Consider the following 15,776-nt stretch of genomic DNA (forward strand, 5'->3'; position numbering starts at 1 on the left):
CGGGGTTCGTACCCACGGCATGTTATCGAATGATTTTACGTGAACAAGGGAGATCCTGAACGTTCAGGCGGAGCCTGTAGGGTCCGACGAGCCTGTAAAGCAAGAACGACTTGATGACGTTCAGGAAGTCAGACCAGCTGATAGTACTCCGAGGCGGGGAGAGCCCGTCACATGGGGAAGCGGCTGGCGGTATTTGAGCCTTTCCAGGGAAACATGGGCTCCACATCTGAGGGAGTTACGGTCTTTTACGCAGTGAGAAGGTAAACCAGCCATGGCAACGGGACTGGAGAGGGTAGCAGCGAAAGCCCGGAGTTATCCGAAACTTCGCTTTACAAGTCTGGCACATCATATTACCCCGGCGAGCCTGTGTATGAATCTGAACAAGATTCCACACAACACATCGCCCGGAGTCGATGGGCTGACTGTCGAAGAGACAAAGAAAGACTTTAAGCGGTGGTTGGAACAGACACTGACGTCTATCCATCGGCAAGGCTACAAGGCACCGCCGGTCAAAAGGGCATGGATACCCAAGCCGGGAAAAAAGGAAAAGCGCCCTCTGGGTGTTCCCTGCATCAATGACCGGGCTTTGCAGCGAAGTGTTGCTGATGTGCTGAATGCTATTTATGAGCAGGACTTTTTGCCCTGTTCCATGGGTGGCAGGCCACGACTGGGAGCGCACCATGCCCTGTCCACTTTTAACGAGGTGGTTTCAGGCCGAAAGGTCAGCTGGGTGCTGGAAGCGGACTTGAAGAACTTCTTTGGGAGTCTTGACCATGGATGGCTGCTTCGTTTTGTGGAACACCGGGTCGGTGATCCCAGAATCCTGAACCTTATACGGCGCTGGTTGAAAGCCGGGGTGATGGAGGCCGGGGAGTTGCAAGAGTGTGAAGAAGGTACGCCTCAGGGTGGGCCGATCAGCGTAGTTCTGAGCAACCTGTACCTGCATTATGTACTTGACCTCTGGTTCGAGTGCATGGTCAAGCCTCGGCTAAAAGGCGAGGCATGGCTGATCAGGTACATTGATGACTTTGTGGTGTGTTTTCAGTATCGCAGTGATGCGGAGCGGTTCATGAATGTGCTGCCACAGCGACTGGAGAAGTTTGCGTTGAAACTGGAGCGGGATAAAACCCGGTTAGTCAGGTTCGGACGTTTTGCCAGTCGTGGGGGAAGACGACCGGAAACGGTTTACTTCCTTGGCTTTACGCACTACTGCACAAGGAATCTGAAAGGAAACTTCATGGTGGGAAGGAGAACGGAAAAATCCCGCCTAAGACGCAGCATAGCCAAACTGAAGGAACTGCTGAGACGAATACGCCATGAACCGCTGCACGAACAAGTGACAGCGATCAATCGACGGTTGAGAGGGCATTATGCGTATTACGGTCTGGGAGGAAACTTCCGAAGTATGGAGAAGCTTTACCGGTTTGTTGACCGCTACTGGTACAAGATGCTGTGTAGCCGATGCCGGAAAGGCAAGATTCCATGGGAAAAGTACCATAACCTCAAGCAGCTTCTGCCGCTACAGAAACCGAGGATAATGCTGCCTTTTATGGCAATGAAATCCATGGCTGTGCTGTGAGTCAAATATCGAAGAGCCCGGTGCGGGAAATCCGCACGCCGGGATCTGAGGGGGTTGGAGCTACAATTGGTAGCTCCTTCTACCCGGTGAATAGCGAGCTATTTGACGAACAAAAGCGGATTTTCAGACCAATTTGCTGCCGCCGCAGTAGGGCAGTCTATTCTCGGTCAGCCTCCTAGAGATCCGGCAAACCCTAACATCCGAAAATAACGAGCTTTCTAGAGGATTGTTGAGTGAAGTTGACAGTATTGAAGAAAAATATATCCCAAGAGTTGGATGGGATGGCAATTTATCAGACCATGATGATTATGTCGAATTCAAAATCTATTCAAGAAGATTGCTGTATCTCTATGCAGCCTGTTACGGTTTTTCACAGCAGGGTGATATTGCTGAGTTAATGTCGTACATTAAATCTGTTCTTTATATCATCGAACCAAGTAACTCCTTTCCAGATAACATCTGGCATATTGCTAAAGAGCTGGCCTATTTGTCGAAACAACCCGGCTCCATCGATTATTGTCACTATATTAGTACCCTGGCCCATTGTTTGAAAACACCGGCACCTGTCGCCTTACAGTTTAAAAATCTCAAACAGCTCAGTGATATCAAAGGGTTCGCTTTACTTGAAAGCAAACCGCTGGACAAGTATCTAACCGTACTCAGAGCAAACATTGATAAGATAGCCCCGGAATATTCGCAGGTATTGCTCGATGCAGTTGACGATCTGGAAAAAGAATGTGCCGGTATATCACTACCTGAAGGCAAGCCCGATATCAAAGCGAAAGTGCATCGACTTTTAATGATTATTGCCGCCTGCAAATCATCCAAAGAAATAATGGATACTTCAGTATTGGTTCATTTTGTCAGGGCCATCATGGAACATGGCAATAAAAAAAATATACCTTATCTGATCGCTGGGCTGGCCCGTCTGGTTCAGAGTACCCCGAAAATACAGAAAATACTGGGTGCCCCCGGAATCAGTGGCGGACCGCATTTGCGAATGGCGCCGCTGCAATGGCTGGCATTTGTACCCGATAGACTCTCAGAAGATGACATCAAGGAACTCTGTCAATCTTTGCAAGCTCCCAGCGCCAGCAAGAGCAGGCGACGGATGAAAGATGGCAAGATTTTCCACCAATGGCTGTCTACCCTTGAGCAGATGCTGGCCAGCGAGGTTATGAATAAGGCCATGGTAATGCCGATCCTGAAAAAGCTTACCCAAAGTCTGACTTATGAAAAACTGGGCTGGCTTTATATGTTATTCAACATGGGAGACAGGTTTACTGCATTTCTGGACAGAATGGGCTTGAGCTGTCAGAAGGAAGGATTACCCTTGATGATCGCTGAAAAGGGGGCTGACGCTTTGGTGGGAGTGAATAAAAAGTTCTCAAAATGGCTAATGAAACAACGACATCACCATCTCCTGCCTTTTTACATGGCATCAATGATAGAACAGGGGAATGCAGCAGTTATAGACCTTACGCATCAGTTTATAGAGACCAGTGTTAACAGTACTTTTATTCAGAGCAGGCAGTCAACATTGAACAATCCACACTTGCAGGCCGTTTACAAGAAATACCCCCGATTTGAAGCAGGTTGGGGAGCGAACTTCAGTGGCTTCAGCGAGGAAACCCGAAACAAGCTCTTGTCCCAGGGGGAAACCCTGAAGCTGACAGAAGACCCCTGGGATCTTTTTATCAGTGGGCTTGAAGTTAAAAGCTGCATATCACCAGACGGCCTACATAGTTATAGACGTGGACTGATGAGCTATGTGATGGATGGACGCAATGCCATGATTGTCATAAAGAACCAAAAAGGAAATATCCTCAGCAGAAGTGTTATTCGCATGGTGCTGGACCAAGATGATAGCCCTGCGTTATTGCTTGAAAAAGGCTATCCCGATCAGAGTAATTTATTGTTCATCGATGCCGCACGGGACATTGCTGACGAGATGGAGCTTCCTCTTTACCGCTGCGTGGATGCAAAAAAAGGTGAAAAAGTGAAAGTTCTGGAAGGAAGGGCGCCTTTCGATTACTTTGACGAGTTTCTGTCAACAAAAGAGAGGCAGGAACTTACGATTACCAAAGTACAACGTGATGTAAGGTAGTCACAACGGATGCTTCTAGTACATCACTCCGATTTGATCGTCGGGTAAAGCTTCTTGAGTTTTACCCGAGCATCCTCGGTCGTAAATCGCCATTCCATTTTGCTTTCTACACCATTACGCTGGGACTCCCACGCTTCAATCTCTGCCATGTTGAGCCAGCTTCCATGCTTGGGTGTATAGATGATTTCCAACTTACTGGCCAACCGATGAGCCTCTCCTGGTTCAAAGGCTTTATAAAGAGATGCAGGTGTATGTGTGTTCAGGTTATCCATGACAAGACGGATGACATCAGCTTTTGGGAAGTGAACATCAACCAGCTGTTTGATCTGGTGAGCCCAGTCGCAGGCAGTTCGGCTATCAGTCACCTCGATATGTCGCCAACCTTCCAGTGGCGCAAAAAACATGAAGAGAGAACTCACACCATTGCGCTCATACTCATTGTCATATTTTAGGGGTTGGCCAGGCTTCATAGGGAGTGGAGTCCTGACCTCCAAAGTATGCTGCTTACTGCTCTCATCCATACAGATCAGTGGTCGATTCGGATCATGTGGTTGTTGATAAACATCCAAAACACGTTCCATAGCGCAAACAAATTCTGCGTTCGCTTTTTTTGGAATACACCACTCCTTTTTCTGCCAAGGCTTCAACTCGTTTTTTTTAACTCTCGGCCAATGGTTTGATGCGAGATGAAATCGACATGCTCCAACTCAACTATACGGTCAGCGAGAAGCTGTAGCGTCCAGCGGCTATGACCTTCTGGTGGTGTTGAGCAAGCCAGAGCTGTCAATGCCGCCTGCTGCTCCCCCTGGAGTTTTCTTGGGCGGGCAATGCCATTGAACTTGCTATTAACAGCAATATCCAGCCCTTCAAGTACACAGCGTTTGCGTGTTCTCTGAACCGTTTTCGTTGAAACACCACAGGTTTGGCTGGTCTGGAGCTCCGTCAGTTTTGGCCCGTTTTCATCGAGACACAGGAGGATCTGTGCATGAATACGTTTATGCTTGGCCACCTTGGTTTGGTGAATGAGGTCTTTTAATTGCTGCTGTTCGTCTATGGACAGGCGGATACGGTATTGAGCTGGCATAGGTCACCCTGATCTGAATCAGGGAGAATAATGCCAGAATGGAAAATTCCGGCATTGCTGCAGGACAAAGAAATTTGAGTTATGTACTAGGCTCCTCAGGTGTCAACCGCTATCCCCAAAACCACTGCCCGTATCACTCACCATCTGGACCGTCATCGCCGCCATAGCTACCGAAATGGTAGGAATGACCATAGATACTATCTGGTTCCTTTTCTTTCACCTTGTATGCAGGCACCCGCCAGGCACCACGTTTCACCAGCTTTTCGAGGATATAGCGGTTCTGATGGGCTTCACTGTAGTAGTGAGCATAAGTGTATGCCGTCCACCGAGAGGGGGGGCACGGTAGGGAGGTGGTGGTGTAAGCATTAATATTTTCTACAGCACCCGGGGTGTTAAGAAGGGTTTCCATGGTATGGGTGTTACCTTTTTTTGCTGCCAGTATCAGGAGCGTTTTACCTGACTGTGTCTTACAGTTAAGATCAAAAAGTCGCCGCCCGGCAGAATCTTTCAAATTCACCAGATACTTCGTTGCTGCTGCCGGGTCACGATAGTTCATCACTACATCTATCATAAGCTTGGAACCTATCTGTTCTTGTTTTAATGCGCTGACCAGATGAGAGTTTTTCAGCAACTGATTGCAAAATAACTGACAATTTCTCAAGACTGCATGTTGAAAGGCATAAACGGCAAGTAACTTTGTCTGACCGTTTGCCAACTTAATCTGAGCTTCAGGCTGATTTTCGAGGGCTTTTAAAGTAAGTTCCCTCTGTTGCTGATCGGTAATCTTGTAATCCCCCCAGGCGCTAAAAATCAGCATCAACAAATGAAAATCAGATTTGTTTTGTTGATGCACAGTGGCTTTTTCCTCAAGCAGTAAACTAACCATTGACCAATGATTCGCCTTGGCGGCTGCAATTATTGGCGTGTCGCCACTTTTAGGGCTTTGATGGTTGATATCAACACCCGCCTTTCTCAACAGACTTTCAAGGACTACTAGATTATTGGCAACGGCTTTTCTGTAGAGCCTTTGACCGGATTCCGTTCGGGCAAAAGATTGAAGCAGCTGTTCAACTCGTTGCGCTTGACTGCTCACCAAACTCGCAGGCGAAAAATTATGAGTTGATTTTTTGAAGAAATTATCAACTGCTTTTGTTACCAATCCATTCAGCTTGCGCCTCTTGAAGAAACCAGGACTTTTGCCAGAACCACCATCGGGCTTAATTTCCGGGCTGAGAGCTTTTTGAAGCAGTATCGTTTCCAGCAGTGCTTTAGCTTTATCATTGTGAGATCCTTTTCTTCCTCCAGTCTGCTGAACTCTATCGCCATGCAAAAGTGAGGGATCTGGTAATGATAATTCTTCGAGCTGTTCGCGCAATCTACTGTCAGACTCTGAATGAAATTTGTCTCTGTTAGTTGTTGCACAGCTGGTGTATTCCATTGCATTTGCGAACCGGGGGGACATATTCCTGCCTTCAGTCGTCATTCGATCAGCAAGTGGAACTGCCGCTGGGTATGAAGGATGCCTTCCAACAACGGGTGGTGAGTAGCCAGAGCTGCCAGCGCCGACGCAGGTGCTGGCACGACCCTGAAAATTACCCGGTTGATTACGTTTACTGTTTGCACCAGAGACTGGGCTAAGGACAGTACCCGCTTTTAAGTTTGTGGCTGGCTGCATTATTCGTTCCTCCCTTCCTGATTAATCGCATTAATTATATTGATCCTAAGATTTTGACTCGAAAATGCATCAAAAAGTTCCCTGATTCAGTTCGATTTAAATTGAGGACAAAAGGTTCTCCTGTTTCACAGCGAGGTATTTTCATAATCTCCTGATTTTTCTGGCTTCGGGGAGTGCGCCAATACTTAAACTGAGCACAGCCTGATAATGGATGGAACTAATTATTAGCTAAAATGTCTGAATTATTATGAGTCTCGACTCAATCGTCTTATATCTCCGCCTGCCCGGCTCGATTGGGCAATGCTTCCAAAGTCTGACTTACGAAAAATTATTTTTTGCACAGCATGGGCTTCAGCTGTCAGAAGGAAGGATTACCATTGTTGATCGCCGAAAAAGGGGGGGAGTGTTCTGGAGGGAGAAAATAAAGCGCTCTCACTTTGACTCGATCAAAGGAGAGACAGGCAGTGACGTTTACCAATGTAAAACGTGATGTAAGGTAGCCAGATGCTTGTCCAGTGAATAAGTACTCAACCATACGAAATCATATTTTCTGACTTATTGTTCAGGCACTCGCGGCAACTGCTCCTGCGTTGCTCTAGCTCCTGCATCCATGCAGTCGTGATGCGTTGCAACTCTGGTCACATAGCCTTGCTATGTTCCCGTTGTTGCGCCTTGCAGAGCAGCTGCCTAATAAGCCAGAAATATTCGATTCCGTATGGCTGAGTACTTATGCCTACCGTACCGCTGAGGTAAAATGAATTTTTATCGTTTAAATGGTCTGACACTACAGCAGCTGCATGCATTAATCATGGAGTCATCCATTGGCTTTTCAGCAGGAGGTGACTCCGTTCAGTATCTTGGCTGGCAGGTACAGCTGCATGATGGCATTACCTTACTGTCTGAACAAACCCTCAATACCGATGGCAGTAAACAGCTGTTTGAACGGCTGGTTAATCTTCACCCTGATCTTGTCAATCAATTACCCGGTTCAAAAGTAGAAGCTATAAAAAGAGCTGCCAGCAATCTGGTGGAAAAATTTCATGATGGGGCAATAGAAAAGTCTCCAACCAAAGAGGTGCAACGGGCTGTTATTAATGAGTGCATGAGATTGGATGCTTCGAAGACGGTAAAAAAGTTATTCGAAAAAAAATTTTTAAGCGCGGCTGAAAAACTCCGGATTATGTTGGCTGCTAAAGAAAAGTTTGAATTGCCAGCGGAAATGGTCGCCCGGTACCTTGAGAGAATTCCTTTGTCCATCCGATTAGAAGAGGCAAAGAACCTGTTTCAACGCCTTCCTGATAAGCCTTCTCTGGCAAGGGAGGACAATGAAATCAATGAAAAGCTGACAGCACTAAACCCTGTAGAGGATGACAAACTGGTCAAGGACGGACTTCTGCAGATAAGGCAAATCCTTGAATCGGAAAATAACGAACTTTCCAGACAGTTGCTGAGTGAAGTTGACAATATTGAAAAAGAATTTCTTCCAAGAGTTGATGCGGATGGCTATTTACCAAGCATTTTTGTTGATGATGATTTCAAATTCTACACAAGAAGATTGTTGTATCTGTATGCAGCCTGCTCCGGTTTTTCAAAAGAGGCTGATATTACTGAGTTAACGTCGTACATTAGATCGGTTTTGTATACCGCTGATTCAAATAGCATCTGGCATATTGCTAAAGAGCTGGCCTATTTGTCGAAACAACCTGATTCCATTGATTATCACCACTATATTGATACTGTGGCAAATATCTTGAAAGCACCTGCTCCTGTTGCCTTACAGTTTGAAGAACTCAAACAGCTCAGTGATATCAATGGGTTTGTTCTACTTGAAGGCAAACCGCTGGCCAGTTATCTGAGGGTACTCAGAACAAATATTGATAAAACGACCCCGGACTATTCACAGGTATTGCTCCGTGCAGTTGACGATCTGGAAAGCAGATTGGCTGCTCTATCATTGCCTGAAGGCAAACCCGATATCAAAGCGAAAGTGCATCGACTTTTAATGATCATTGCCGCCTGCAAATCATCCAAAGAAATAATGGCTGCTTCAGTATTGGATCATTTTGTCAGGGCCATTATGAAACATGGCAATAAAAAAAATATTCCCTATCTCATCGGTGGGTTGGCCCGTCTGGTTCAGAGTACCCCGAAAATACGGCAAATACTGGGTGAGCCCGGAATCAAAGGTGGCGATCATTTGCGCATGGCCCCGCTGCAATGGCTGGCATTTGTGCCCGATATCCTCTCAGAAGATGACATTGAGGAACTCTGTGAATCTTTGCAGGCTCCCAGCGCCAGCAGGAGCAGGCGACAGATGAAAGATGGCAAGGTTTTCCATCAGTGGCTGGTTACTCTGGAACGGCTATTGGCCAGCAATGATATGAATAAGGCAATGGTAATACAGACCCTGAAAAAACTCACCCAAAGCCTGACGTATGAAAAACTGGGTTTGCTCTACATGATATTCAACATGGGAGACAGGTTTAATCAATTTCTGGACAGCATGGGCTTAAGCTGTCAGAAAGAAGGATTGCCATTGTTGATCGCCGAAAAAGGGGCTGACGCTTTAGTGGGAAAAAGTAAGGAGGTCTCACAATGGCTATGGAAACAACGACATTATCATCTCCTGCCTTTTTACATGGCAGCAATGGAAGAATATGGAAATAGAGAAGTTACAGATCTTATCCATCAGTTTATAGAGGCCAGTGCCAGCAATACTTTTACTGTGCGCAGGCAGTCACCGCTGAACAATCCACACTTGCAGGCCGTTTACCGGAAATACCCCCAATTTAAAGCAGGTTGGGGCGCGAACTTCAGTGACTTCAGTGTGGAAACCCGAAACAAGCTGCTGTCCCCGGGAGAAACCCTGAGGCTGACGGAAGACCCCTGGGATCTTTTTATCAGTGGTCTTGAAGTTCGCACTTGCCTGACACCGGACGGCGCTCAGGATTACAGCAGAGGACTAATGAGCTACGTGATGGATGGACGCAATGCCATGATTGTCAGAAAGAGCGCCAAAGGAGATATCCTCAGCAGAAGCGTTATTCGTCTGGTGTTTGATCGGGATGATCGCCCTGCGTTATTTCTTGAGAAGGCCTACCCCGATAAGAGTGATTTATTATTCATTGATGCCGCACGGGACATTGCCGACGAGATGGAGCTACCGCTTTATCACCGCGCGGATCCTAAAAAAGGTGAAACAGGTGAAGAAGTGAAACTTCTGGAAGGAAGGGCACCTTTTGATTATTTTGACGCATTCATGGTATCGAAGGAGAGACAGGAAGTTACGATTACCAATGTACAATATGATGTAAGGTAGCCATAACGGATGCCTGTCCAAAAATGGTTGCTTACAGTACTTATGCAAAGTATGTCGACTTATAAAAGTTATCGTTATTAATCAATTCGCATAATTCAGCCAGATGGGGACCATAAGCTGAACCTTTTGTTTTTTTGCACTCAAAATACCTTTGTATTGCAAGAGTTACATCTTCATCATGTTGGGAAGAAAATTTTTCAGCAATTTCAGAGCAATCATGATCATCACAAGTGAATAAATGATAAATTTCTTTTCTTATTTTGGCCAGGTTCTCATTTTCGAAAAACACTCCGCCCCATACGCCGATCATTATGTTAATTATCTGATGATAAACAGGGATTTCCCAACTAATCATATGGCTTTTAGAGGATAGAAACTCATCAACTTTTTGCTCAAAGTATACTGTTGATAAATTATTCCTTATTAGATTTGCTGCAGTCCCTGCTTCAACCGGAGTAAGTGTTTCCAGACTTTTATACCAGGTTTTATAGGCTTTTTTGGTAACCAGCGCCAAGTCTTTAACTTTTGCTCTTTGAGAGATTTCGGGTGACTCATTCAATGCACTTTGGATAGAGTCAAACAATTCGGGCATTTTTTGAGTTGAAAATCGGTAATATAATTTATTCAGCTCCTCATTAGCATACAAAGCATTGCACGATAATATGGTCCATGCACATAACATTTGAGTCAGTGTTTTTAACATTTTTGAATACTCCTTAAAGTTGATTGCCTTTAAGGATATGCATCATTTGCCAGTTTTCAACCTAAGGCCAGATTCTCCTGAAAATTTTCTATTGATGCATTATTTTTCGTAAATGTAATCTTAACAATTTTCAAATAATGAGATGTGTCATGGCAAATCTGCAACACAGGTCGCGGCTAAACTAAACCGATAAATTTTGGAAAAAATTCTTTAATCTCTATCTGGGCTTTATTGAGCCCGAGGATATAAAAAGTCAGTAAATTAGCCCTGATAATGGCTGAAACTAATTATTGGATAAACTGTCTAAATCAATAATGGATTCGGTTTGACTCCAAAAGTTCAGAATTACAAGGACAGTAGTGAGGGCTAAAAAAATGGATTTGTTCCCTATCAACGCAGGAAAAGTACGGGCGCCTTTTGAAGACTCAAGGTTATCTGAAAATATTGATAAGACAGGCAGCGCTTTTGCCAGAAAAGTGAGAATAAGTGGAGAGTTAATGCCCACAGATGTGGCTTCTGCAAAGTGGGTTGACGCGGACAATAATGATTTCTCGCACAAGACCGGGCACAAACGGGCCGCTACTGATATTCTCCCGAAAATAATAGAGACAGAGCTGGAAACGCTGACCATTGAACCGGTAAAACGTCCGAAAATAGCTGCAACCGAAACAGCCCATTGGCCGGTCATTGATCAATCGTTGATTGAATCTACTCAGGTAGCGAAAACGGCCTTGCTTCAGCCTTATTGTCCTGAAGGCATTGCGCCTCCTGCACAGGCAATTGCCCGCGAGGTTCATGGTGTCCAGCACAGTTGCCGGACGGCAATCTGGGCAGTAGCCCTGTTGCAACAGCGTAAACTGCACGGCGATCGCCTGGCGCGGGAATTTCCCGACCAAATGATACCCCTGCTAATCAAAACCTGCCTGTTTCACGACACGGGCCGTGAAGGCGATGGGTTCGATACGTTGGAGTGGGAGCGGGCCAGTGCTGACAACCTGAGGGAACACCTGCGCAACTTTGGCGTGGATCAGTCCTTGGCCTGGCAGTGTGGTGAAGCCATTTGCCACAAGGATAATCCGAAGGGCTGCGAGCATCTGCCCGAGGCGATACAGACCCTGCGCAGTCTGCTCCATGACGCCGATACGCTCGATGTTATGCGGGTCAGAGGAAGCTTTTACATGGATCGGCTGGAGTGTTTTTCTGACTGTCAGGATGATCAGCAGAGGCAAGAATGGCGCGAGCTGGCCGAAGAGGTCTGCCGGGTGATTGCCAGGCAGGGGGACCTCTGGTATCCGATCAAGTTGCAGGACAGTGACGCAAGCTGCGAACACTTCTTCAGCATCGGTGCCGCCAGCCAGTGTGAAAACACCAAAAAGCAGTGGGAGCACCACCCTTCGCCCTTCAGTTATGAGCTGTTTAGCATAGGTGAGCAGTCCGGTGTTGTCCGGGAGTTGATTAGGCCCTATACCGGACAGCTGACAGAACCTCTGGAATCATCCTTCTCCCTGTCAAAACTGACCCCGCAGAGTGTGGCCATGGAAGAATGCCAGAGCAGCACCTGGCCAGCAGGGCTTTACAGAGATCCTGTTAGCCAACAGGTTTATTCCATCAAACCGGCGAGCTGTGAGTTAAGTGCCCGCAACCAGCTACTGATGGCCAACCTCGCCGGGCTGCTGGGCATCGCAGTACCTCAGAGTTTTGTCCATGAAGAGCAGGGTCATTTTTATGTGGCCAGCCCTGTCCCCAGACAATGGCAGGATAAGCTCAAAGGCGGGGAAGCGACGCTGCGCTCTCTGTCTCAAGAGCAGTGGGCCAGATTATTGCTGGTCAATGTGATTGTCGGTAACGAAAAAATGGTCAACAGTGCCTGGGAGGGCATTGAACTGACCCCGGAAGGGGAGCCAGTCATGTTCCACTGGGATTATGCCGGGATGGCAACTCGCTACCCGTGTCCTGAAAAACCAGAGCCCGCCTCGAAAACAGATGATTTTTCCTCCATGCCCTTGCTGCTGAATAAACTGCGGAACCCTCAGGCACCCCCCATGAACACGTTGCTGATCGACAATCCCTGCGTTGATATTCTTGCACAATTAAAGGATGACTTACTGGGCCATACCCTGAAAGATATCCTGCGGCAGGTTGACTGGCAGGCCCTGGACCGGCAGATCGAACACAGCGGTTTTCTGCCCGGTGACCGCAGCTGGTTACGGCAGACTATTCATGATCGCATTGCCTGGCTGACCACCCGCTTTCCCAACAGCCTGGAGGCGGGTGAGCGGGTATCCATGGCGGAATATAAAGCGATAGAGGCGGCAGGTATCCGTGGCGGTTGGCTGCCGGTCAAAGGCCGCGATATCCGGGGCGGGCAGATCGGTATCAGCCAGTTACTGGATGCCAATGGCCAACCCATCACCCGGATGACCCTCAAGCTGTCCCGGGAAGCGGGCAATAAACTGGCTGATAACCTGGCCCTGGAACGGGGATTGCACCGTCTGGCCAGCCGGGTTAAATATACCAACTCTGCCCTGAACAGACATTACCGCGACTGGCGCAGCGACCTGATCAGCCTGGCCAATGACTGTGAGGGCTTGGCGGAGCAGTTAACCGGAGATAAAACACGATGGCACGAAAGGAACCAGGATACAATTGATAATACCGTGAGGATTCTGCAGGACATTGCTAACAAGTGCCGGGCGTCGTTAGCCGCCGACCGGCCTTCCATTGCAAAACTGCCAACCATCGAAACTCCTCTGCCTTTCCCGGCCTTACCTGCAAGAGTCAGTTCAAGAACCGGCAAAAACGTTGAAGCAAAAGTGCAACTGGCGGAATTCAGCCACGGTTTTGCCAAACTGACAGGCCAGAGTGTCGGTTATTTGAGTCCGGAACAACTGGATGCTGCCTACCTCAGTGACCCACCGGTTCGGGCAGTAGAACTCGAATCGACCGTCTGTGGAGGCGGCAGTATTCTGTTTTCTCCCCCGAGCCTGCCTGAGGCCATGAGCTTTGAAAATCAGCTGACCCTCACCTTTAGGGGACACAGCAAAGCAGTGGTTGAAGCAATGTTCAGGGAACTGGCAGAGCTGGGTATTGGTGGAGAGCGGCCGGATATCAACGACTTGGAAGAACAATGGCTGGACGCCCTGGCCGATTACCACGGCTGCCTTGGTGATATGAACCTTGATGTGGCAGTGGATATCAATACCCCGGTAAAAACCCGCAAAAAAGCCTTTCTTAAAGAATTACTGAACTTCAGTGATGAAGAATTGCTCAATTGGGAAAACCACTGTCGTATTCGTGCAGGGCGTCTGGTGTTCTACCGCCCAGGGTTGCCCCATGGCATTGAGACAAACCCTGCCGGGAAGTTCTGCTCCGTACACGATACAAACTTTCATGCGCAGCGGCAAAGGAACAGTGAAGAGGTTGTGGCCGGTAGCCTGGAGAATGATGCTACCCTGAGCTCCTTTGAACGACGTACCCAGATTGGGATGGAACCGCTTGGGCATGAAAGTGCCGTGGCTTCGGCACGCAGGATGAAATGCAACACCGAATACACATTTTCCCGAGTCATAGCGGTGCTGGTGGATAATTCCGGGTACCGCTGTGGTGGGGTTACGTGTTTGCTCCTGACTTCTGCAACACTCGGCCGTATGGATGCACAAATTTATGCCGATCAAAGCCAATACCTGGCGGATTTCTCTGGTTTGGAGTCCTTCGCCCGTAACGAGAAAATTATCGCTCAGTCAACCGATGACTACAGACGTGTGATTCAGGACGATGAGGCACAGGAAACCCGTTTTGCCAATCCTCTCTCCTTGTTTGACGAGTTGCACAAACTTGAGATTAGTTCTCCTGAAAGACACCGGCAATTGCTGGGTACACTAAAGAAACGCTTTAGCCACTGGCCCGACGGGCGCCGACTGGAACAGATTTTTCCGCAATCCTGGTCAGCCTTTTATCATGAGATAACCCGTAAAGGCAGCCAGTTTGACGAAGGCATCAAAAGTCTCGTCAAGGCTTGCGGCGAAGAGCGCATACAGTCGTTGTTTGAGCAAAACCCACAACTGTTGAAGGGCAGGCTGGATTCCCTGGATGGCTTTAATCTGAATGGGTGGATGTGTGCTCTTGAAGGGTTTGATTGCAGCGGCTGTTCAATGAATGGCACAGTGTTGCAATCCTTTCTTTTTTGGGAATGTAAATTCAATACAGAGCTGTTAAACAGAGCCATTGTTAAAGGTTGCTTTTTCACCGAATGCTCTTTTGAGGGTAAGCGGTTTTCATCATCGATATTAGACAATGTCCGTTTTAACCCTGAATCTGGGAGGGATGACCTGGCGTGTGAAAGAACACGCCAGCTTTCCCGGATCTTATATCAGTCGTGTGTTAATCAGCACAATAAGTTTAATCTGGAACAATGGCTGAAGGTGATGCTTAAAAGTAGTTTTCTACAATCCGGTTCTGCACCACTGGATGATTTAACCCAGGATATTCTGTCCCAACATATGGATGAAATTTCCAGAATCTATCCAAAGCAACTTTGTGAAATTATTTATGAACTTTTTTTCATTAATTTTCAAAATACTGCCAATGCGATAAATTTTGTCTGGAATAATCCTGGATTCTATGATCACAAAATCAAAGATCTCAAAGATTTTTATTTTGATTTCAGAAGCATCTTCCTGAAAGAAGGAGATTCTAAAATAGGGTTATCAGGTGATCCATTTGGAAGATTTTTTACGTCCGATTATGGACCAGACAAAAGTTATTCCCGGGAAGCGCTTTTGGCGCTTATGTTAAATGTTATTAACCTTGTTCTGTTTCCTGAATCCAATGATAAATACATAGACTTTGACGTCAATGCCAACAGTGCGGATGAGCATGACGGTTGCTTGAAGGCCATTCCTGAGGTAAGTAGCGAAGGTACACAAAGCAACACAGATGGCCTGCCTCTGGTTGAAATGCAACGTTATAAAGCTCTTCTCTGTAAATCTCAGCTTAAAGAATACCGGAACCGTATTCATCGGTTCTGGAAAGAATGCTCAGAAAAGAGTCAATTAACAATAGCCAAACACTGTTTGCTTCATCAAAATGTTGTCGTTAGCCCTAAAACAACCAAGCAATTTAGAGATTTGTTGTCTCAAGACCACGACGAGCAATATTGGCAGGAAATCTATCGCGCTAACATGGATAAACATAAAAAAAATGAGGATGAATTGAATCGCTTGCTTTTGGAAAATTTTGGAGAGCAGGACCAAACCAACTGGTTAGGTACTTATTGAGCTTGAATTGCCTGCCTTCCTCAATGTGGCATT

The 15,776-nt window shown here is 46.9% G+C and carries 7 protein-coding genes; 4 read left to right on the forward strand and 3 right to left on the reverse strand.

Annotated elements, in window-relative coordinates; genetic code table 11:
• The first annotated feature begins 271 nt into the window (after positions 1-271).
• Positions 272-1,579, forward strand: coding sequence for a group II intron reverse transcriptase/maturase (ltrA, locus tag ACOJUN_RS10180; protein ID WP_422132384.1), 1,308 nt, complete (start codon positions 272-274; stop codon positions 1,577-1,579).
• Positions 1,580-1,808: 229 nt separating this feature from the next.
• Positions 1,809-3,686: a hypothetical protein gene (locus tag ACOJUN_RS10185; protein WP_422136518.1), complete on the forward strand. Its 1,878-nt coding sequence runs from the start codon at positions 1,809-1,811 to the stop codon at positions 3,684-3,686.
• Positions 3,687-3,709: 23 nt separating this feature from the next.
• On the opposite strand, the gene ACOJUN_RS10190 is transcribed toward ACOJUN_RS10185, so the two are convergent.
• Positions 3,710-4,770 (reverse strand): IS630 family transposase gene (locus ACOJUN_RS10190; RefSeq protein ID WP_422136519.1). Its coding sequence is split into 2 segments (ribosomal slippage): positions 3,710-4,350 and positions 4,350-4,770, totalling 1,062 coding nucleotides; the frame shifts between segments, so codons are not numbered across the junction.
• A gap of 133 nt (positions 4,771-4,903) precedes the next feature.
• Positions 4,904-6,445: an ankyrin repeat domain-containing protein gene (locus ACOJUN_RS10195; RefSeq protein WP_422136520.1), complete on the reverse strand. Its 1,542-nt coding sequence runs from the start codon at positions 6,443-6,445 to the stop codon at positions 4,904-4,906.
• A 754-nt stretch (positions 6,446-7,199) separates the two neighbouring features.
• Between ACOJUN_RS10195 and ACOJUN_RS10200 the strand changes: the two genes are divergently transcribed.
• On the forward strand, positions 7,200-9,764 hold the full coding sequence (locus ACOJUN_RS10200; protein ID WP_422136521.1) for a hypothetical protein: 2,565 nt from the start codon (positions 7,200-7,202) through the stop codon (positions 9,762-9,764).
• Positions 9,765-9,804: 40 nt separating this feature from the next.
• Here ACOJUN_RS10200 and ACOJUN_RS10205 read toward each other — a convergent pair whose 3' ends face one another.
• Positions 9,805-10,467, reverse strand: coding sequence for a hypothetical protein (locus ACOJUN_RS10205; protein WP_422136522.1), 663 nt, complete (start codon positions 10,465-10,467; stop codon positions 9,805-9,807).
• A 374-nt stretch (positions 10,468-10,841) separates the two neighbouring features.
• Between ACOJUN_RS10205 and ACOJUN_RS10210 the strand changes: the two genes are divergently transcribed.
• A complete protein-coding gene (locus tag ACOJUN_RS10210; protein WP_422136523.1) occupies positions 10,842-15,743 on the forward strand; it encodes a hypothetical protein in 4,902 nt (1,633 codons plus the stop codon).
• Positions 15,744-15,776: the final 33 nt, after the last annotated feature.

Origin of the sequence: Endozoicomonas sp. ALD040 (assembly GCF_049275945.1) — a bacterium.
In the GTDB taxonomy this organism is placed as follows: Bacteria; Pseudomonadota; Gammaproteobacteria; order Pseudomonadales; family Endozoicomonadaceae; genus Endozoicomonas_A.